Annotated in this window: 16 protein-coding genes; 7 read left to right on the plus strand and 9 right to left on the minus strand. The window is 51.6% G+C overall.

The features are described 5' to 3' along the window. The first annotated feature begins 41 nt into the window (after positions 1-41). Positions 42-329: a hypothetical protein gene (locus AAC022_RS25720; RefSeq protein ID WP_339735914.1), complete on the plus strand. Its 288-nt coding sequence runs from the start codon at positions 42-44 to the stop codon at positions 327-329. 153 nt (positions 330-482) lie between these two features. Here AAC022_RS25720 and AAC022_RS25725 read toward each other — a convergent pair whose 3' ends face one another. The 3 genes from AAC022_RS25725 to AAC022_RS25735 form a co-directional block, all read right to left on the minus strand. Beyond that, positions 483-1,280 carry a putative hydro-lyase gene (locus AAC022_RS25725; protein ID WP_339735916.1) on the minus strand — a complete coding sequence of 266 codons (798 nt, stop codon included), beginning with the start codon at positions 1,278-1,280 and terminating at the stop codon, positions 483-485. A 5-nt stretch (positions 1,281-1,285) separates the two neighbouring features. Beyond that, entirely contained in the window at positions 1,286-1,822 is a 537-nt protein-coding gene (locus tag AAC022_RS25730) for a peptidylprolyl isomerase (protein WP_339735918.1), read from the minus strand. A 202-nt stretch (positions 1,823-2,024) separates the two neighbouring features. Beyond that, positions 2,025-5,864, minus strand: a complete 3,840-nt coding sequence (locus AAC022_RS25735) for a hydantoinase B/oxoprolinase family protein (RefSeq protein WP_339735920.1) — start codon at positions 5,862-5,864, stop codon at positions 2,025-2,027. Positions 5,865-6,188: 324 nt separating this feature from the next. Between AAC022_RS25735 and AAC022_RS25740 the strand changes: the two genes are divergently transcribed. Next, positions 6,189-6,923, plus strand: coding sequence for a Bax inhibitor-1 family protein (locus tag AAC022_RS25740; RefSeq protein ID WP_339735922.1), 735 nt, complete (start codon positions 6,189-6,191; stop codon positions 6,921-6,923). Positions 6,924-7,214: 291 nt separating this feature from the next. Here the strand turns inward: AAC022_RS25740 and msrP are convergent, their stop codons facing one another. After that, positions 7,215-8,222, minus strand: coding sequence for a protein-methionine-sulfoxide reductase catalytic subunit MsrP (msrP, locus tag AAC022_RS25745; protein ID WP_339735924.1), 1,008 nt, complete (start codon positions 8,220-8,222; stop codon positions 7,215-7,217). A gap of 317 nt (positions 8,223-8,539) precedes the next feature. On the opposite strand from msrP, the gene sthA reads away from it, so the two are divergent. Then, the gene (gene sthA, locus AAC022_RS25750) at positions 8,540-10,027 is read left to right on the plus strand and encodes a Si-specific NAD(P)(+) transhydrogenase (RefSeq protein ID WP_339735926.1); all 1,488 of its coding nucleotides are present in this window, start codon (positions 8,540-8,542) and stop codon (positions 10,025-10,027) included. Positions 10,028-10,114: 87 nt separating this feature from the next. Here the strand turns inward: sthA and AAC022_RS25755 are convergent, their stop codons facing one another. The 3 genes from AAC022_RS25755 to AAC022_RS25765 form a co-directional block, all read right to left on the minus strand. Next, complete coding sequence (locus AAC022_RS25755) at positions 10,115-11,059, minus strand: RluA family pseudouridine synthase (RefSeq protein ID WP_339735928.1); 945 nt, start codon at positions 11,057-11,059, stop codon at positions 10,115-10,117. A gap of 11 nt (positions 11,060-11,070) precedes the next feature. After that, the gene (gene acnA / locus AAC022_RS25760) at positions 11,071-13,746 is read right to left on the minus strand and encodes an aconitate hydratase AcnA (RefSeq protein ID WP_339735930.1); all 2,676 of its coding nucleotides are present in this window, start codon (positions 13,744-13,746) and stop codon (positions 11,071-11,073) included. A 225-nt stretch (positions 13,747-13,971) separates the two neighbouring features. Further along, positions 13,972-15,396 (minus strand): neutral/alkaline non-lysosomal ceramidase N-terminal domain-containing protein, encoded by a 1,425-nt coding sequence (locus AAC022_RS25765; RefSeq protein WP_339735932.1) that lies wholly within the window; start codon positions 15,394-15,396, stop codon positions 13,972-13,974. 239 nt (positions 15,397-15,635) lie between these two features. On the opposite strand from AAC022_RS25765, the gene AAC022_RS25770 reads away from it, so the two are divergent. The 3 genes from AAC022_RS25770 to AAC022_RS25780 all read left to right on the plus strand — a co-directional run bounded on the left by AAC022_RS25770 (position 15,636) and on the right by AAC022_RS25780 (position 19,841). After that, the gene (locus AAC022_RS25770; protein ID WP_339735934.1) at positions 15,636-16,913 is read left to right on the plus strand and encodes a hypothetical protein; all 1,278 of its coding nucleotides are present in this window, start codon (positions 15,636-15,638) and stop codon (positions 16,911-16,913) included. A gap of 115 nt (positions 16,914-17,028) precedes the next feature. Next, positions 17,029-18,249 (plus strand): acyltransferase, encoded by a 1,221-nt coding sequence (locus AAC022_RS25775; RefSeq protein WP_339735936.1) that lies wholly within the window; start codon positions 17,029-17,031, stop codon positions 18,247-18,249. Positions 18,250-18,626: 377 nt separating this feature from the next. Next, complete coding sequence (locus tag AAC022_RS25780) at positions 18,627-19,841, plus strand: acyltransferase (protein WP_339735938.1); 1,215 nt, start codon at positions 18,627-18,629, stop codon at positions 19,839-19,841. Positions 19,842-20,444: 603 nt separating this feature from the next. Here AAC022_RS25780 and AAC022_RS25785 read toward each other — a convergent pair. Beyond that, positions 20,445-20,603 carry a hypothetical protein gene (locus AAC022_RS25785; protein ID WP_339735940.1) on the minus strand — a complete coding sequence of 53 codons (159 nt, stop codon included), beginning with the start codon at positions 20,601-20,603 and terminating at the stop codon, positions 20,445-20,447. A gap of 59 nt (positions 20,604-20,662) precedes the next feature. Here AAC022_RS25785 and AAC022_RS25790 point away from each other — a divergent pair, with 59 nt between their 5' ends. Beyond that, positions 20,663-20,851, plus strand: a complete 189-nt coding sequence (locus tag AAC022_RS25790; RefSeq protein WP_339735942.1) for a hypothetical protein — start codon at positions 20,663-20,665, stop codon at positions 20,849-20,851. Here AAC022_RS25790 and AAC022_RS25795 read toward each other — a convergent pair. Further along, positions 20,830-21,138: a transposase gene (locus AAC022_RS25795; RefSeq protein ID WP_339735944.1), complete on the minus strand. Its 309-nt coding sequence runs from the start codon at positions 21,136-21,138 to the stop codon at positions 20,830-20,832. The genes AAC022_RS25790 and AAC022_RS25795 overlap by 22 nt on opposite strands. Positions 21,139-21,246 lie beyond the last annotated feature (108 nt).

Raw genomic sequence — 21,246 nt, forward strand, 5'->3', positions numbered from 1 at the left:
AGCTGGAGAGGAGTCTCCTCCACCGGATATAATTGCCATGTATGAGCAACGAACCAAAGAAGACAATTTGTTTGGAGCACCAATGTGCTGAAGATCAAGCCACTCCTTACGGGATGGTTTGTCCGCACTGCAAGCGTCGTCTTTATACGAACCCGCCGCGCGGCAATCTGATGAGCTTCTGGGAAAGCCAGCCGGTTGCTTTCAGCCTTGATCGTGAGCCCTGTTTTGTTTATTCCCTGATGTGGGAAAACTGTCGCATCCGTTCGGTGCATTTGCCTGATCAAGAAGCGACTGTGAATGAGTCATCCGAGTTCAAATCGCATTTTTGATCTTCTGTTAACGGCACTCTTGGCTAGTCACGAGCGGCACCCGACCTCGAACAGAAAACAGCGTTCCACCGCTCGGCTTGTTATTTAGGCCGGACACATGGGTAGCACCGTTCGCATACATAGGTAACACTTTCCTTAGCTGTTTTCAGCTTGTTACGAAACCTTCAGGTCTTCGTCTTTGAGGTCCGAAACGAACATGCAACCGGGGCTGTGGGTAATCGCGAATTCCGGTTTGGCTTGCATCAACACCGCTTGAGGAGTCACGCCGCAGGCCCAGAAGACGGGAAGTTCTCCCGGTTCAACCGGAACGGCTTCGCCAAAATCGGGCTGTGCCAGATTGGTGATACCTAATTGTTCCGGGAATCCCAAATGCACGGGAGCCCCATGCACGGCGGGAAACTGGCCGGTGATTTGCACGGCGCGAATCGCATCGGCCGGCTTGAAGGGACGCATGGAAACGACCAGCGGGCCCGAAAATATTCCGGCGGATTCGCAAGCGATCGTCGTGCGATACATGGGCACGTTTACGCCGAGGTCGACGTGTCTGACGGAAAGCCCCGCTTCGATCAACGCAGATTCAAACGTAAACGAACATCCAATCAGAAACGAAACCAGATCGTCCTGCCAGAGATGATTGATGTCGGTCGGTTCTTCAACGAGCTCTCCGTGCTTCCAGACTCGATAACGAGGCAGGTCAGTGCGCAGATCTGCATTTTTCGCCAGCTGGTGAGGACCGGGATCACCGGCTTTGGTGACTTCCAGCAGCGGGCAGGGTTTGGGATTCTTCTGGCAGAATTCGAGAAACTGAGAGGCGTCTTGTTCACGAAGGATTACAAGATTCGCCTGAGCAAAGCCGGGGGCGAGCCCCGACGTTTGCCCGGTAATGGTTCCTTCACGACATGCCCGTCGCACTTGTGCGCCTGTTTGCAGAGAAGAACGAATATCATTCATCGTATCTACTTTTCAGTCGCGATGACCTCAGATGAGATGATTTGCACATCTTCCAGCGGACGATCGCTGTGATTGGTTTCGACGTTTCCAATTTCCAGAACGACGGCTTCGCTATCCGCATCACTGGTTTTGCCAAAGACCGTGTAGGAATTATCCAGATGAGGCACGCGTCCCAGGCAGATGAAGAACTGCGATCCGGCCGAATTCGGATCATTCGTACGAGCCATCGACAAGATGCCGGTTTCGTGAGGTAGGTTATTGAACTCGGCATCAATCGTATAACCTGGTCCGCCGGTTCCGGTTCCTTCAGGACAGCCGACCTGAACGACGAAATCGGGGATTACGCGGTGGAAGATGATGCCGTCATAAAAGCCGATCTTGGTCAAGCCGATAATATTGCGGCTGTGTCCCGGTGCGACATCGGGATACAGGTCCATCTTGATAGTTCCCTTTGAGGTTTCGAAGACGACCTGATAGTTGAATTTTTCAAAATCAACATCGGCCAACGCGGCATCGACTTCTGCGCGACGGTTTTCGGACACAGTACTTTTCCTTCTTTGAATCTTTAATAAACGGTTAGCGATCTGATTTCTTAATCAAAAACGGTAAGTGTCACCTTACCGCCTCGCGACGAAAATCTCAAAGCAGATTTCCGCAATAAATGTTGTGAAACGGGTAATTCCTGCTCCAAAGATCAGTAGTCGCGGATCTAATTCAGTGAACAAAATGTAGAGTGGGCTCTTTTTATTTCGGCTTTCCAAACCCGCCGCCGCCGGGTGTTTTGATGGTCAGCGTATCGCCAGCTTCGACGGAAAGAGAGAACTTGCCGCCCAGTGATTCCTGGGAAGTTTCGTTTGCCTTCTGTAGCAGGTTTTCTCCAATTTGACCGGGGGTTCCTCCTGCCAGACCAAACGGAGGAAATTCACCGCGGCGTTCGGAAATCAGCGAGATTTTTAAGGGCTTGAGGAATTCAATCCGGCGGATAATTCCAGCGCCGCCTCGATGTTGTCCTGCGCCTCCTGATCCTTTGCGAATTGAAAATTCATGGAGTCGCACGGGATAACGGCGTTCGATGATTTCGGCATCGGTAAGCCGGGTGTTGGTCATATGGGTGTGTACGGCATCGGTGCCGTCATGGTCTGCTGTCGCGCCACTGCCACCGCAGATCGTTTCATAATAGCCGAAGGTCTCATCGCCGAACGTCAGGTTATTCATCGTACCCTGGCTGGCGGCTGCTTTGTTTAAGGCGCCGAGCAGTGTGTCGACGGTTCGTTGTGAGGTTTCTACATTGCCGCCAACCATCGCCGCACATTCCGCCGGCGTTTCCCGCTCGGGGGGATTCAGAAAACATTCGGGCAGAATAATGTCGATGGGCGCTAATACGCCGCTGTTGAGTGGAATGTCTTCCTGAATCAGGCAACGGAACACATACAGGACCGCCGCATTCACAATCGCGTGGTTGGCATTTAGGTTCGTTTCGAGTACCGGGCCGGTTCCGGTGAAGTCGACGGTGGCCGATGTTCCGTTGATGGTGATTTCCACCGAGAGCGGCGCGCCGTTATCCAGATGATCGGTAAAGGAATAGACGCCGTCTTCAATCTGATCGAGGGCCAGTTGCATCTTTTGCGTTGCGGCCTGCTGAATATGAATCATATAGGCCTGGACAACCGGCAGAGAGTAGCGGCGAACCAGATCATTCAGCAGTGTCACGCCACAATTGTTGGCGGCGACCTGTGCAGAGACATCAGCCAGATTATCAATAATCGAGCGGGATGGAAATTCGCCGGACTGGAGTAACGTGCGCAGCTCTTCTTCCCGCGAAACCCCATGATCGACGAGTTTGAAATTGCGAATTAGTACGCCTTCGTCAGCTAATGTTTTCGAGAAGGGCGGCATACTACCAGGTACGATCCCACCAATTTCCGCGTGATGTGCGCGGCTGGCGGTAAAGAACAGGAGCTCGTTTGTCTCTGGATGATGCACGGGGGTAATGACCGTGACGTCGGGAAGATGCGAGCCGCCGCGATAAGGATCGTTGGTGACAAAGACATCGCCGGGGGTGAGGTCCGGGTTGTCGGCGATGATGCGTTTTACGGTTTCGCTCATCGCGCCCAGATGCACGGGAATGTGCGGCGCATTCACGACGAGATCACCAGTCGCGGAAAAGACGGCACAACTGAAATCGAGACGTTCTTTGACGTTGGTGGAAATCGAAGTTTTTTGCAGCGTGATTCCCATTTGTTCGGCGATGGAAGCAAACAGATTATTAAAAATTTCCAGCATCACGGGGTCGGCTTCGGTACTGATGCCGTGATGCGTGCCTGTGTTTTTGGCTGTTTCGCGAATCAAGGTTTCACCGCGGGCTAAGATTTCAGCATCGAAGCCGGGATCGATGATCACGGTAGAAATCGCCTCGCAGATGATGGCGGGGCCAGAAATCCGGTCACCCGGCTGTAATTCATCCCGCAGATAAACGGACGACTGTTGGAGATTTCCCTGAAAGCAGGTTTCCGTTGTTTCCAGCGGAGTGGGAATTCGCGAAACGAGTTCCGCGGCTGGCAGGTTTGGTTCTTCCATCCTGCCTACAATTTCCGTTCGCAGTGCGGTGACTTCGACGGCCCGACTTTTGTGAGTGTAGCCATAGAGCCGCTGGTGTTCCTGCTCGAAAGCAGACAGTTCATCCAGACCTGCCTGACAACGAATTTGAATCGTGGCATCGGTGCCCAGGTAACGCATTTCGAGAGAATGCTGTGGTTCGTCAATGCGTTCGTCAGGGATTCCTTCGGCGCGGACTTCTTCCCGAATAGTTTGATCGAGTTGTTCAAAGCGAGTTTGCAGTTCCTGCTTTAGTTTAGCAGACCAGGGTTTGAGCACCGACTGCTGTCCAAACCGCCTCACATCAGCCTGTCCGATGCCAAAGGCACTTAAGATTCCCGAATAGGGGTGTATCAGAACTTCACGAATTCCCAGCGCGCGGGCAATGGCGCAGGCATGTTGCGAACCGGCGCCACCGAAACTGACCAGCACATAGTCAGCCGGGTCATAGCCGCGAGCGACAGAGATATTGCGGATGGCGCGGACCATGTTGGCGTTGGCGATTTGCAGAAAGCCTTCGGCCATCTCAAGCGGCGTGTAGGTTTTTCCCATCGGTGACGCGGCGATTTCCTGACAGAGCTGAGTAAGTCGCTGTTCGACGGCACTGCGATCCAGCGCGAAGGGGAAACGCGTGGGGATAATTTTGCCGAGATAGAGATTCAGGTCAGTGACGGTGAGCGGGCCGCCTCGTCCATAACAGGCGGGGCCTGGATTCGCACCCGCGCTGTCGGGGCCGACGTGCAGTTTGATGCCATCAAAGCCGCAAATACTCCCGCCACCCGCGGCGACGGTTTCGATACTCAACATGGGGGCGACGATTCGTACGCCCGCTTTGCGAGTTTCAAATTCGCGCTCGTATACGCCATCAAATCGCGAGACATCCGTGCTGGTCCCCCCCATGTCAAAGCCGATTGATTTCGGGAAACCGGCGACTTCTGCCACACGAGAAAAACCAATCACGCCACCCGCGGGGCCGGACAGAATGCTGTCTTTGCCAACAAAATGCATGGCATCAACCAGGCCGCCAGCGGATGTCATCAGTTTGAGATCGCAGTTCTGCAGTGGTGCACGAAGATTTTTGATGTAATCTTTGAGGATCGGATTCAAGTAGGCGTCCATAACCGTCGTGTCGCCGCGAGAGACGATTTTGATTAACGGAGAGAGGCGGCTGGATACGCTGATTTCATCAAAGCCGACTTCGGCAGCGATGGTAGCGACCAGTTCTTCGTGGTCAGGGTTGGCGAAGGAATGCAGCAGACAGATTGCCAGCGATTCTACCCCCGTGGTTTTCAGTTGCTCTAGTTGTTGACGAATGGTTTCAGGAATGGGAGCGCGGAGTACGGTTCCTTCCGCGGTGATTCGCTCGTCGATTTCCACGGCTGATTCGAACAAGGGCTCCGGTTTATGGATGACCAGATCGAACAGACGCGGCCGATCCTGATTACCAATCAACAGGACGTCGGCAAATCCCTTTGTGGTGATGAACGCAGTGCGGGCACCGTTGCGGGTGAGGAGAGCATTGGTGCCTCGCGTCGTTCCGAGTTTGACGCTGACATTGGAAATCGTGTCTGACTTTTTCAGGCCGAGGATCCAGCGAATCGCCAGAACGGGGGCTTCTTCTCCTGACGAGAGTTCGTAGCCTACTGACGCTTTAACTGTCGAGGGCAGCGGCTTCGAGAAGCTGAGTGTGCCGGTTGTAGTGTCAAAGGTCGTCACTTGTGCCGAATGAATGGGTTGTCCCTCTTCATTCAGAAATTCAATTTGATAGTCCTGCCAGAACTCTGCCGGGTCGCCGCTACGGGATGGGTCGACAATCGTGGTCGGATCGCAGATTTGCTGAATTCGTCCTTTGGTAATGCCCGAACTAAGAGTCTTAAAAGGAGTAAATTCATTATCCGGAGACCGCGCGATACAGTCCGTAAATGTCCCACCGACATCAATCCAGAATTCCCACTTTTTGTCGCTCTTTTTCGAAGTTAAATCATTCATTTCATCAAATATTTCATAGGGTTTCACATTATTTTTCTATAATTCTATGGATTCTCTAACGTAGACTATCTTAATGAAATAACAAAACTAGCAGGCAGGCACAACGAAACCGCCGGTTGCTAGAGCAGGAGAGTCAGTCACAGCGGGAACTGCAAAGCAGAAAAGAGATCGACTGGTACTTGAATTATGTGCACCGTAATCTATAATTATCGTGCCTGACGGTATTCAGCCGCAGTGCAACGGCTAAAAGAGATCAAATAGAATTGAAAACCCAAACTGTGTTCGTCTGGAACATCCCATCCCACATACTGGAGAAGACTGTCAATGAACAACTTAAATCCTGATTATTACGACCAGGACACAACGGCGGGTGGCGGCATGTTTGCCATTGACGCAATTGCTTCTGAGCGTGCCACTTTCATTCGTAAAACGTACATGCACCTGTTTGGTGCGATTCTGGCCTTCATGGGACTGGAATTTATCCTGTTCAGCAACGAAGCGTTGGTGGAAGGTATGATGGGGGCCATCGGTGGAAACTGGTGGCTGGTATTAGTCGCTTTCATGGCGGCAAGCTGGATCGCCAGTTCGATGGCTTCCAGTGCAAGATCGTTGGGAACACAATACGCGGGCCTCGCTCTGTATATTGTTGCCGAAGCACTGATCTTTGTCCCGATTCTCTATATCGCGACTCACTTTTCTAATCCAACGGTCATTCCCGTCGCGGCGATCATTACGCTCTGTATTTTCGGCGGACTGACTGCTTACGTGTTTGTGACCGGGGCAGACTTTTCCTTTCTGGGTGGTTTCCTGACGATTGCCATGCTGGCAGCGATCGGGATCGCCATTGGCGCATCGCTCTTCGGCTTCTCTCTAGGAATCCTGTTCGCGGGAGCAATGGTGCTGTTACTGAGTGGTTACATTCTGTATGACACATCAAATATTCTGCACCACTATTCGACCGATCAATATGTGTCGGCTTCATTGGCGTTGTTTGCTTCTGTTGCCACACTGTTCTTCTATGTCTTGCGGATTGTGATGATGTTCACCTCCGATGACTAAACCAGTTGTTGTCGACCGATGACAATTTAAAACATCAAAGCCGGGTGAAGTTTTCTTCACCCGGCTTTGTTATTGCACAAAATTGATCAATCCCCACTCATTTAATGTAGGGGTCGCCCTGTGTGGCGACCCGCGGTATCGACGTTGAAAGCGAATGGACGTGCGAAGTTTTCTCCGGTCCTATCACAGGAACTATAACAACAGCACATCACCAGGCGGGCGCCCCTACGACGATTTGTTTCGTTCGCGAGAGATGAATTAACTCTTTAGCACTTAGATTTTCAAGCTGTTTTAGCTGTTATACAGACCGGCAACATACTCGCCGTAGCCGTTATAGATTTTGGTGTCGTATCGCTTTTCGGTTCCCAGCATCCATTCGGTGCGCTGGCTCCAGCGAGGGTGGGATACCTCGGGATTCACGTTGGCGACAAAACCGTATTCATTGGGATTGACGGTATTCCAGAACGTGGCCGGCTGTTCGGAAGTGAGTTTGATTTTCACGATTGATTTGCCGGACTTGAAACCGTATTTCCAGGGAACGACGAGCCGAATGGGGGCTCCATTCTGTTTCAGCAGCGGCTTTCCATACAGGCCGGTCGCGATAAACGCCAAGTCGTTCATGGCTTCCTCGATGCTTAACGCTTCGGTATAAGGCCACGGCCATGTGCCGGAACCGCTTGATTCCATGTAAGGGGCTTCTTTGGGTTTATCGAAGGTTTCAAAGGCGACGAATTTTGCGGTTGCCTTAGGCTCGACCAGTTTCAATAAACTGGCCAGGGGGAAGCCGGTCCAGGGAACACACATGGCCCACGTTTCAACACAGCGATGACGATAAGCCCGCTCTTCGAATTTCATCTCTTTATAAAGATCATCCATATCAAACGTGCGCGGCTTGGCACATTCTCCTTCGATGGTGACTGACCAGGGAGTGGTCTCGAATTTCGAGACATATTTCCAGGCTTCTTTGGACGTTGGGCCTGTGAACTCATAAAAGTTGGTGAATTCGACTGCTTCCTTTTCTACCGTTTCGGGGCGGCCATACTTGAAAGCGTCATTGTGGGGGGCCGGGTAGACCCCTTGCAGGGCTTCCGGCAGTGGCGCGACGGCACCCGCCTTTTCGATTTCTTCCTGCGTGGCCTGTTCACAACCAGAGAGCAGATCGGCAAAACCGGCGATTCCCAATCCGTATCCCATCAGCTTCAAAAATTCCCGGCGATGTGCTTTGCGATTCTGAAAGACTTCGTAAGGCGTGTGTTCGTGTTCAGGGACATCCCAGATTTTACGGATTAGATGGTTCATCAGCAGTTCCCTTTGTTGGTCATCATAACGCGGAACAGTTTTCAGGAGAGACAGGAGCAATCTTTGTTCCTGTCGGGAGGAATTCCCCCGGTGGTGAGGTATTTATTGGAGCTAGACAATCAATATAACCAGCATCATATACGCAAAATAGCTTGTTTCAAGGATTGCTTCAATCTTTATATCTTCTCTAAATGATCTGAAGGACGAAGAAAGAAGTGGTTGTTTACCCGAAAAGTCTATCCAGACTTCTTAGATTGACATTGCGGTTGAAAGATCCGGTGTTGAGGAATTAAATCGGTCACACAGAGATTGGTACTATGAAATACGACATTGTGATTATTGGAAGTGGTCCCGCCGGACATAAAGCTGCGATCGCGGCGTCGAAGCTCGGAAAGCGGGTTGCGATCATAGAACGCAATTTTCGGGGGATGGGTGGCGTTTGCCTGCACACCGGCACGATCCCGTCGAAAACGATGCGTGAAGCCATTCTGTATCTGACCGGTTATCGTCATCGTGATGTTTACAGCAAACGATACCGCAAGAAACGTCGGATCACTATGCAGGATCTGCGTTTGAAACTGGCTGATGTTGCAGAACATGAGCTGGAGGTGATACACGATCAGTTGGAACGTAATGGGGTAGAGATCTTTATTGGCGAGGCCAAATTCATCAGCCCTCACGAAGTCGAAGTGGATTGTGAAACAGGGCATAAACAATTATACGGCGATTATATTCTGGTGGCAACGGGAACCAAGCCTTCACGTCCCCCGCACATTCCTTTTGATGGTGAGACAATCTTCGATTCCGACGAAATCATCGATCTGAAAGAGATCCCCAGATCGATGATTGTCGTCGGCGGCGGTGTGATTGGAATTGAATATGCCATCATGTTTGCGACTCTGGGAGTCGAAGTCACAGTCCTGGATGGCCGCGAACGATTGCTCGAATTTTGTGATCGTGAAATTATCGATGCGTTGATCCACCATGCCCGCTCATTGGGAATGGTCTTCCGGATGGGAGAAGAGGTGGTTGGTATCGAGCGGTTTTCCGATTCGATGGCTGCCGTCCAGACCGAGAGCGGTAAGCGGTTGGTTGCCGATTCGGTGTTGTATACTGTCGGACGGGTTGGTGATGCAGAAGAATTGAACTTTCAGGCAGCCGGTCTGGAACCGGATGAACGCGGTCGGCTGTGGTGCAACGAAGAGCATCAGACCTGGGTGCCACATATCTACGGGGCCGGCGATATCGTGGGTTTCCCGGCGCTAGCCAGTGTGTCGATGGAACAGGGGCGGCGTGTGGTATGTAATGCGTTCAACGAACCATTTGAGGCGTTTGATATTATGCCTTATGGTTTATTTACGATTCCTGAAATTTCAATGGTCGGTAAAACGGAACAGCAGTTGACCGACGAGCATATTCCTTATGAAGTGGGAGCGGCCCGTTATCGGGAAATCGCGCGGGGACAGATCTCCGGCGACCGAGACGGGATGTTGAAGATTCTGTTCAATCGGGAAACATTGAAGATTCTGGGAATCCATGCGATTGGTGAAGCCGCGACCGAAATCGTGCATATCGGGCAGACCGTGATGTCACTCGGCGGGACGATTGAATACTTCCGAAATGCGGTCTTTAATTATCCGACGATGGCAGAATGTTATAAAGTTGCCGCCTTTGATGCCTTCGAAAAAATGAGTCTGGATCGTCTGTTTGAAGAATCCAAAATCATCAAAGCGAATTCGGATGCAGCAGAAGCTGAGGAAGCAAAACAGACTGAGCTGGATGAACCGGAAACAGTAGAGGTTTAGTTCGAATTCGGGTTGTTTGTGGTTTCTCCAAGGGCCATTCGGACCGAGAATCATTTGATCTTAGACTGCTACATTTTTGTGGAACGTTCAGGTACGCCGTAGCCGCTCGAGCGCCTGATGGAAATCATCAGGTGCTCCCGCAGTTATTTTCATCCGCAGACCTGTAACCGGATGCGCGAACTCAATTTGTTCGGCATGCAGTGCCTGTCTGTTGATCAAATCCAAGTCTGCGAGAAGTCGTTCATCGTTGCCGTAAAAATTATCGGCAATGATCGGAAACCCCAGGTCGGCCAAATGTACGCGAATCTGATGCAGGCGACCCGTTTGGGGAAACGCGCGTACCAGAGCATGATTTGTAAATCGCTCTTGTACTTCAAACCGCGTGAATGCTGCTTTGGCACGCAGTGCCTGAGGGTGTGTCGACATGCAGACGCCGGTTTGTGTGGGGTGTTCGCCGATGGCGGCACTGTTTTCAAATGCATCCTGTTCCGGGTTGTCGCGTACAATCGCCAGATAGGTTTTACTGATTTGATTCTTCTGAAACTGAATCGAGATGTTGCGATGTGATAAATGCTCTTTGGCGACGATCAGGATTCCGCTGGTGAATTGATCGAGCCGATGTACAATGCCTGGTCGTAACAGACTGCGAAGGCCTGTTTGCTGATCCAGATAATGCTGGAGTGCGTTGGCGACGGTACCCGAGAGGATGTTTCCTGCCGGATGCGCAATCATACCGGGAGGTTTATTGACGATAATCAGCCACGCATCTTCAAACAGAATTTCGAGTGGCAGTGCTTCAGGATCGTAGGTTTTATCGGGAGGTTCGACCAAGACGATGCTGACTTGTTGTCCGCAAAAGACGCGCTGCAGCGGGCCAGCCGGTGCGCCATTCACTTTGGCGAAACCGGCCTGCACGATGCGTTGCAGACGCTGCGTCGTATAACTTCTGAAATGACGGCTGAGAAACCGATCGATGCGGGAACCATTCAGATATTCCTCGACAATCAGATCGGTTTCATATGCAGAGTTCATCAAATTGGTGATCAGGCTTGAGCCAGATCACGAAGTACTTTGTGCAGGATGCCGCCGTTGCGATAGTATTCGACTTCGACGGGAGTATCCACGCGACACTGTGCTGTGAACAGAACTTGCGTGCCATCTTCTTTGGTGGCGGTCACGCGAATGGCTTGACCCGGTTTCAGGTTGTCGTCCAGTTCAATGTCAAACGTTTCTGTTCCATCCAGCCCGAGTTCTTCGCGGCTTTCCCCTTCGCGGAATTCCAATGGTAGAACGCCCATGCCAACCAGGTTGGAACGGTGAATTCGTTCGAACGACGTTGCGATTACCGCTTTGATGCCGAGCAGGAACGTTCCCTTGGCAGCCCAGTCGCGTGACGAGCCCATGCCATAATCGCCGCCGGCCAGGACGACGAGTGGTGTGTTCGTTTTTTTGTATTCGAGTGAAGCTTCGTAAATCGAAGTCTGCTCGCTGGTAGGCAGATATGTGGTCACGCCACCGCTGGTTCCGGGAGCGAGCAGGTTTTTGAGCCGAATATTCGCAAAGGTACCACGAGTCATTACCCGGTCATTACCGCGGCGACTGCCGTAGCTGTTGAAGTTTTCGGGAGTGATGCCATGTTCCTGCAGATATTTTCCGGCGGGTGAATCGGCTTTGATCGCACCGGCGGGGGAAATATGGTCGGTTGTGACAGAGTCACCCACAGAGACCAGCACGCGTGCTCCGTTGATGGAACTGATAGGTGCGGGAGTCTCGGGCATATCGACGAAAAACGGCGGTTCCTGGATGTAGGTACTGTTTTCATCCCATGCGAAGATGTCGCCGTCACCACCATTGATGGCCTGCCATTCGGGAGAACCTTCAGTCGCTTTTCCATATTCATAACGGAACATTTCAGGATTGATGGACGATTCGAGGGTGGCGTTGACTTCTGCTTGAGAAGGCCAGATGTCTTTCAGGAAGACGTCGTTTCCATCCTGATCCTGCCCCAGTGGTTCGGTAGTCAGGTCGATATCAGTGGTACCTGCCAGGGCGTATGCGACGACGAGAGGCGGGCTGGCCAGATAGTTGGCACGCACATCAGGGCTGATGCGGCCTTCGAAGTTCCGGTTTCCGGAGAGGACGGCTGCAGCGACGATGTCATTGTCGTTGATGGCTTTGGAGATCGGCGCGGGCAGCGGGCCACTGTTGCCGATACAGGTGGTGCAGCCGTAGCCGACCAAGTTGAAGCCTAGCTGATCAAGGTAAGGAGTCAGGCCGGCTTTTTCCAAGTAATCGGTGACGACGCGGCTTCCGGGGGCCAGACTGGTTTTGACCCACGGTTTCCGTGTGAGCCCTTTTTCAGCGGCTTTTTTCGCCAGGAGTCCCGCACCCAACATGACTGAGGGGTTACTGGTGTTAGTACAGCTGGTAATGGCGGCGATGACAACAGAACCATCTTTCAGATTGAAATCCTGGTCATTGTATTTCACAGCGACATTGACAGGGGAAGGGTCCTGTTTGCCGAACGTTTTGCTGAGATCACTGTGCCAGTGCGATTTCATATCGGTCAGAGCGATCCGGTCTTGCGGACGTTTGGGGCCGGCGAGTGAAACTTCGATGGTAGAAATATCGAGTTTCAGCTGGCTGGTGAAGCGTGGTTCGGGCGAGCTGTCGGTACGGAACATGCCTTGTTCTTTGTAGTAGCGATCGACCAGCTCGACTTCGGCATCGGTCCGCCCGGTACGACGCATATAATTCAGCGTTTCGTCGTCGACGGGGAAGAAACCCATGGTGGCCCCGTATTCGGGAGCCATATTGGCGATCGTGGCTCGGTCTGCCAAACTCATGTTCGATAAGCCGGGACCGAAGAATTCGACAAATTTACCAACGACGCCGTGCTCACGCAGCATCTGAACGATACGCAGAACGAGGTCGGTCGCGGTAGCACCTTCGGGAAGTTTTCCACTGAGTTTGAAGCCGACGACTTCCGGGGTCAGCATGTAAATGGGTTGTCCGAGCATGACGGCTTCGGCTTCGATGCCACCGACTCCCCAGCCAACAACACCCAGGCCGTTGATCATGGTGGTGTGGCTGTCGGTTCCGACGAGACTGTCGGGATAGGCGACGCCATCTTTGGTGAGGACGACTTTGGCCAGATATTCCAGGTTCACCTGATGCACAATTCCGGTAGCAGGAGGCACGACACCGAAGTTGTTGAGCGCTTGTTGTCCCCAGCGGAGGAACTGATAACGTTCCTGGTTGCGTTCGAATTCTTTTTCGACATTGTGCTGCAGTGAGAGTTTGGTAGCGAACTCGTCAACCTGCACCGAGTGGTCAATGACCAGATCACAGGGGACAAGAGGATTGATTTTCTGAGGATCGCCGCCCAGACGCACCATGGCGCTTCTCAGCGCTGCGAGATCAACGACAGCAGGTACGCCTGTGAAATCCTGCAGGACGACCCGACCGGGTTTGAATGGAACTTCTACCGGATTGGGAGATTCGGCACTCCAGTTGGCCAGATTGTTGACGTCAGCTTCATTGACCACGAAACCATCGACGTTTCGCAGACACGATTCCAGCAGCACACGAATCGAATAGGGCAGGACTTCAATATTCCCAATGCCATCATCGATGAGTTTCTGTAAGCGGTAATAAGTGAACTCACTACCAGCTGCCTTGAATTGACCTTCCGCGCCAAAAGGATTTCCGGAAGCCATTAATCTCTCCTCAGTGCTACGTATAATTGATAAATTTCAAATTCAGGTTGCTACAGCGAACCTGTGCTTTTTTAAGTTTCTTTGCAGATCTGAATATGCTGTATTCTAGGGAGTCGTATCCCGATCGACAAACAGCAGGGCCGTCAAAAACGCAAAACATCCCTAGAAGCTGGCGTTTGGCCGTAAAAGTCGGGATCGAAAAGGAGATTCTATCGCAGACCGGGTCTATTTTCCATTGCGGACCTTTTTGACCTGTCGCCGGGCGCTTTCGACAATTTTGTCCTCAATTTCTTCGGACCAGCGGTGGGCGGGTAAACCATAGACGGCCATCGATGTGTTTCCCTCATAACCCCAGCGGGACGATTTGCGGGGAGGGATGTCTTCTTCGAGGACTCGTAGTGAAGGGGTGTAGGCCATGACATCGTTGGAGTAGCCAGCGATCCAGGTGGAAGCGCCAAACTCTTTCTTCATTCCTAATGCATAGTCCACGACGACTTCGCCGCCGATGGTGATCCAGAGTTGCGTCTTACCGAGCTGCCAGACCTGGACGGGAAACGGATACGAGGTAATGAACGGTTTGCCCGAGTTGAGTTGTTTGAGCAGCCGTGAGCCCCAGCGGGTTCGATACGAACTGGGATTGCCGGCGGCGAGCTTTTCAAGTTCTGCTTTGGTGGGGGCGTCGCCTAGTTTGATATCGATGATTTCAAGTTCGGTTTTTAATTCGGGGTCTAGTTCGACCATCGGCAGACGAACTTTATCGGCGACGGCGTGTGCCAGGCGTGAGCCGTAGGATTCTGCCAGTTCCTGTGTTCGGCGGGGTAGCGGGTTCTGGTCTGCACCGCAGCCCATGTAGAACATGGCGGTCACTCCCGGAAACATGGCTTCCAGATCGTACTGGGCAAAACCGGCATAGTCGCCGCACCATTTCTGGATTCCCATAGTCGTATTGTGACAGGCATAGCCGAATACGATGGTTTTCAGTTTGCCGTCTTTATCTTTGACGGCCAGAATGGGGACGCTGTGGTCGACGGGGCCTTTAAGATCATCGATTTTTCTGAGCTTGGGAACAGTGGATTCCACATTGTTGCGGCGATTGACGGCGAAACTGGTAAATCCTTCTCCGGACCAGAGTGTGGCGGGTTCCAGATTTTTGATCGAAGTTTCGACGGCTTTGACCAGATTTTGTTCGAGTTTGTCCGAATAGTCGTTGATGTTTTTAATGTGCTCGGGAGTCAGCGGATAGATGTCATGCAAGGCACCGCGTAACACGGGGCCGCAGTGCGTGTGTGAGCTGTTGAGCATGATCTGACTTGGATCAAGATCGAATTTTTCCTTGAGAGCCGCACAGACGTTGTTGTAGATCGACTGGGGAATACCGAGTGTGTCTGTGGAAACAATCACGCCGCGATGTCCGTCGCGGGCTTCGATCACGAGGACCTTCATCCAGAGATCGTGGATTTTGCCATCCGCGGGTGCCTTGCGGCCGCCGTAACCGGCCATCCAGAGGTTTTCTTCGGGGGTGATCACTACACTGGCAGAACCGGCTTTCCAGAGTGCGTCCCCAGCAAAACAGCGTTCTGGCTGCGATAAAGCGGCACCGGAAATCAAAAACAGTAGAAAACCGACTCGAATTTGCGTTAGATATTTCATGGAGAAGACCTCTCACTTATTTATGCGAATGACCAACAAACTAAACCTTCTTTATAAACGGTTTCATTTTAGAGTAAAGGGGTAGAGCAGACATATCAAGCGTTTGGGATGCGTTCTCGCCTGTTTCAGGCAGCAATTTCTTTTGCCATGGGGGCGTGTTAAGATAAAATAATGTGTCATTCAGAGGTTTTCAGGAACTCACGAGGCCGGGCTGAATCAATTAGTAAGGATGATCGTCTGTGGATTTGTTCGATATTTTCAACAGAAAAATGATAGCCGGCGCTTTGGTTTTCGCCCTCTGTCTAATGACAGGCTCGGTTTCTGTGCTTCAGGCACAGGGAAAACGAAACAGGAAAGGCAATGACGTTGCTGAGCAGTTGTCCCCCGCTGATTACCGTTCGAAAAATTTTCTGATTCATACCGATCTGCCCCCGACTGAGGCGCGGGACTTACTGGAACGGCTGGAAAAGATGCTGGTCATCATTTCGACTTACTGGGGCAGTCCGAATCGCAGAGTTATCGAGTGTTATGTGGTGAAAGATCTGGTGAACTGGCCGCCCCGCAGTTTGCATCCAACCGGGCTTCGCTCGGTGGCGGGTGGCGGCGGTGTGACGATGAGCCAGACCACCTATCGTGGCAGGCAGATTGTCGCCGCTAAATCGATTGTGTATGCAACTGCCACTCGAGGAACGCCGCAGCATGAAGCGGTACACGCTTATTGTGCGCAGAACTTTGGGAGAACGGGGCCCATCTGGTATAGCGAAGGCATGGCCGAGATGGGAAACAATTGGAAGGTCGTCCCCAAAAAAGGTCAGCCTCTTTCTGTGAGCTGTGAACGGTATGTGATTGATTATATCAAACGCAGCGAACCCAAAAGCTTAAATGAGATTGTCAATTCCAGGGAAACGACCGGCGATTCCTGGCAGAATTATTGCTGGCGGTGGGCCTTGTGTCATCTGCTGGCGACGAACCCGAATTACGCAGCTCGGTTTCGTCCACTGGGGCTGGGACTGTTGATGAATAAATCGGCTTCGTTTAATCAGACGTATGGTTCGATGGCGCGGGAAATTTCGTTCGAGTATCTGTTTTTCCTGAAACACTTTGATCAGGGCTATCGTTGTGACCTCTGCCAATGGGACTGGAAAACGAAATTCCGCAAACCAAATTCGGTTCGTCCTTTGGCCTCGAAGATTGAAGCAAATCAAGGCTGGCAGGCCTCCCGAACTCTGGTAGAAGCAGAGACGGAATATCAGTTTTCGGCAGACGGAGAATGGAAAACAGCCCGCGATACTGAGCCGGTGACAGCGAAAGGCAGTGACGAAGGGCAGGGGGCTCTGGTTGGTATTGTTCTGACTAAAACAGAGGACGATGAATACGAACTCAGTGAAGAATTTGAGCTGGGAGAGTCGGGCCGTTTTGAGGCGCCCGTCAGTGGGAAACTCTTCCTGCGGTGCCGCGATGAATGGCATGAATTGGCCGACAACAGTGGCAAGATTGCGGTGAAAATTTCAGAGTAATCTGCCACAGGCAGCGAGCATCGTCGGCGCTACGATCATGAGAACCGTTATGATCCGATCGGAAACAGCCGCTTGATTCGCTTTCTGGCGAGAGGCTGTTGTGTCCGGGGGGCGAGTGTTCGAAAATCAGTTCGGACCGATCTCCGATACCGTTCTTCTTTCTCTGGTTACCATGAATTCTCCTGCTTTTGAACCTGTGACTTCTGCGAAACATGTGCCTGCCCTGGATGGGGTTCGTGGCGTCGCGATCTTGCTGGTGCTCTGTTTTCACAGCGGCTTGATCATTGTCGGCTCCGGAACGGCAGGGCACATGTATGATATCGTGGCCCGTTCCTGCTGGTGTGGCGTCGATCTGTTTTTCGTACTGTCCGGCTTTCTTATCACGGGAATCCTGTTAGATGCCCGAGAGAGCCCGCATTTTTTTCGCAACTTTTATGCCCGCCGCGTCTTGAGAATATTTCCGCTGTACTACGGCGTGATCCTCTGGCTGTTTATTCAGAATCCGGATTTTCCCGATCAAATCTGGTACTGGTTGTATTTGCAAAACTGGGGACCGGTGTTCGGAGGCAGCACGCCGCCGATGGTGGTACAGCCCTTCTGGTCGCTGGCGATTGAAGAACAGTTCTACCTCTTCTGGCCGTTTGTAATTTTCTTTTTGAGCCGCCGTTCTATTGGCCTGTTTTGCGGCGCACTGTTTCTGCTGTCGCTGGTCGCACGCTGCATTGCTAAAACTCAGGGCGTTGATCCGCTGACTATTTATACGCTGACGGTTTTTCGACTCGATACTTTGTGTGCGGGAGCCTTGATCGCGGTCTGGATTAGAAACAGCGAACAGCGGGCGTGTTTGAGTCGTGCCGCGTTTCCTTGTTTCGCAGTGTGTGCGTTGGCGTTGATTGCCGTCATTCTCTGGGATGGTGGTTTTTATATTGACGGGCAGGCAAGTCAGACAATCGGCTATGCTTTGTTTGCCGTCGCAAGTGCGCTCTTGATTGTGCTGGTGATGCTGCATTCATCTCGGATGCGGCCGGTGAACTGGGTTCTCGAACGGCGTCTGTTACGCCACTTTGGAAATCGCAGCTATGCGATTTACATTTTCCAGATGATGGTGTTGATTCCGCTCAATCAGCTTTATCTTTCTAAATGGAAAGCTCGAGATACGAGTGGCTGGAGCGATGTCTACATTTTCTGTATTGCCATCATCCTGATTCTGCTGCTGGCAGAAATCAGCTGGCGCTGCTACGAAAAACCGTTCCTGAAACTAAAACGCTTTTTCCCACGCCAGGAAGAGACGGCAGTTCGCGAGCCCGAACGAGAAGAGCCAAGCCGACGAGATTAGCAATCTTCTACCGGTTCAACTCTCCGAGTTCAGGAAGCTCCGCAATTAGCTTGGCTGTAGTCGTCGGGTCGATGCTCTTTCGATGAGCGTGCCAGCGCAAGGTGTGGGACAGTGTCAGTCAACTTGTGAAGTAAGAGAGCTGACCATCTTCACTCGGATGCCAGTGATTGGGCATCACACAATAGCTGAGCAGTCGCAGCGCAAAACGCGCGACCGCTTGCCGACAACAGTGGGAAGATCTCGGTAAAAATTTCGGAGTAGTCTACGAGGTCCAGCGAATACAGTCGGCACTACGATCATGAGAACCGTTAAGACCCGATCAGAGTTAGCAGCTTGAATCGCTTTCTAGCGAGAGGCTGTTGTGTCTGGGGGGGCGAGTGTTCGAAAATCAGTTCGGCCCGATCTCCGATACCGTTCTTCATTCTCTGGTTACCATGAATTCTCCTGCTTTTGAACCTGTGACTTCTGCAAAACACGTGTCTGCCCTGGATGGGATTCGCGGGATTGCGATATTGATGGTGCTTGCTTTTCACGGTGGTTTGATTATTACTGCGACCACGCCTGTGGGGAGTATTTATCGCCAAGTGGTGAGCTTTTGCTGGAGTGGTGTGGATCTGTTTTTTGTGTTGTCGGGATATTTGATAACCGGGATTCTGCTGGATACACGTGACAGTAAGCATTACTATCGGAACTTCTACTTGCGTCGTGCCTTGCGAATATTTCCCCTCTATTACGGCGTGATCCTGGTACTTTTCTGGTGCATACCAGATTTAACTAACCAAATCTGGTATTGGCTGTATCTTCAAAACTGGAGATCTGCTTTTAGTGGAAGCATGCCAGCGACAGTGCTGCAACCATTCTGGTCTCTGGCGATTGAAGAACAGTTCTACCTGCTTTGGCCGTTTGTAATCTTTTTTCTCAACCGGCGCAGATTGAGCCTGTTTTGTGGTTTAATGATCCTGGTCGCGATTCTCGCTCGGTGTATTGCCACGTTTCAGGGCGTTAATCCGATGACCATTTATACGCTGACGGTTTTTCGAATCGATACATTGTGCGCGGGAGCCTTGATCGCAGTCTGGTTGAGAGACGCAGATCAATCGAAGCGTTTGGAGCGTTTTAAAATACCCTGTCTGGTGATCGCAGGCCTGGCATTGATTGCCGTGGTGATATTTGATGGCAGCTTCAGTGGCGAGGGACTCGGCAGTCAAACGATTGGTTATTCTCTCTTTGCCGCGATCTACGCGCTGTTGATTGCTTTCGTGGTGATGAATCCGTCATCGGTTCCTCCTCTGAAACGCATTCTGGAGTTTGGCGTGTTACGGTACTTCGGGAATCGCAGTTATGCGATTTACCTGTTTCAGATGGTCGTGTTTATTCCCCTGAATCAAATTTATCTGAGACACTGGAAAGCGATTGACATCAGTGGCTGGAGAGCTGTCTGCACATTCTGTATCGCACTCGTTTTCATCCTGGCATTAGCGACAATCAGTTGGTACTGCTACGAAAAACCGTTTCTGAAACTGAAACGCTTTTTCCCACGCCAGGAAGAGACGACAGTTCGTGAGTTGGAACCGGTGGTACAGGAGTCGTAGGCTTGTCAAATCTGTATCAGAAACAACGTTGAAAACGCCTCTGCTGTCTTGAAAAAACGTTGTGGGATCATCGTCAACAGACATGAATCCGATTTGGATTCTCCTGCTTTCGCTCTTCAGAAGACAGCACGTTTCGAACCGGATCAGAATCATCACTGCTAAATATTCATCACTTCCTGCTGAATAAAATTGTCTTGACCGCATCACGCCGATCGGAATGATGATGCGTTATTAGCCTCGCGCGCGTGAGCGAACACTACTGGTTCAGCTGAGGTTCCTGAACCACTGCGAAAATCAGCACCATAAAACCCATTCGTTTCAGCAAGATTTTCCAAACCACGACACACTTGCCCCTCATTTTTCAAACGACTTCGTAATGCTTCGCGAAGACCTCCCGTGACTTCATTAAGGCTTCCTGGTGGATCACATGTAGATCGTAAACAAAATAAGCAGCTCCCTATTGACTCCCTCACGCCGTTCACGATGATCTGCATCAATAACATTATTTTTTTCTTCCATACCCAGGTAGGACCGAATGCACATTCGGGCCGAGCGCAGCGAGCAGGAAACCAACAGATCGACTCACAAAACCAAAACATGAATTCATCCACAAAATGTAGGGGCGGGACCCATGTGTCCGCCCGCCTGGTGAAGCCCGATTCCATAACACTCTTTGAATGGAACCACAAACCAACGTGACACACCAATATCGCCTCCCACTTTGAGCGGAACGGCGCCAGCCGCCGTTTCAAACCAGAACACGGGAACAAACCCAACGGAAACCCAACGGAAACCCAATCCTACCAGATAGCGCAGGCAGCATGAGAGAGGAACACCCCACACCAAGCGTGAATAAAACGCCCCTGGTAAACATGGCCAGAGCCGGTACTCTTGCGATGGGACAATCTCCACGACTGGACCGGGGATCCACCGAACCACAGGCGTTAATCGACCGCGAACATCATGATTTGACGCTAAAGAAAGCGGCTCATATCAGTCGCACGGCGTGAGCTGCGGTGAATACAAATCTCGGTATCAGAACCGGGGCGAACGCCTGGCGGGTCACGGAAAAGGTGCTGGCCTCATTTACAGATTTGGGATGCACGACCAGATGCCAATGCTGGGGCATCACACAATAGCTGAGCAGCCGCATCTCAAACCGCGCGACGGCTTCCGACAAAATCCGCTCAAACGTGGCGTCGTCTCCGTCCGTCTCAAAAATCGTCATCCGGGCATTCGCCCGATTGAGCACATGATAAATAGATCCAGCTTGAGCCGCGCGTTTTGGTCTACCCATAATCACTGATTTTAACACGATGGAACTGGAAAGTCAATAAAAAGGTTCCTGACACGAATGGCACTGTCATCTTTCACTTTGTGCGTACGTTGGTCTATGACAGAGACG

It is taken from the genome of uncultured Gimesia sp. (assembly GCF_963976445.1).
GTDB lineage: Bacteria > Planctomycetota > Planctomycetia > Planctomycetales > Planctomycetaceae > Gimesia.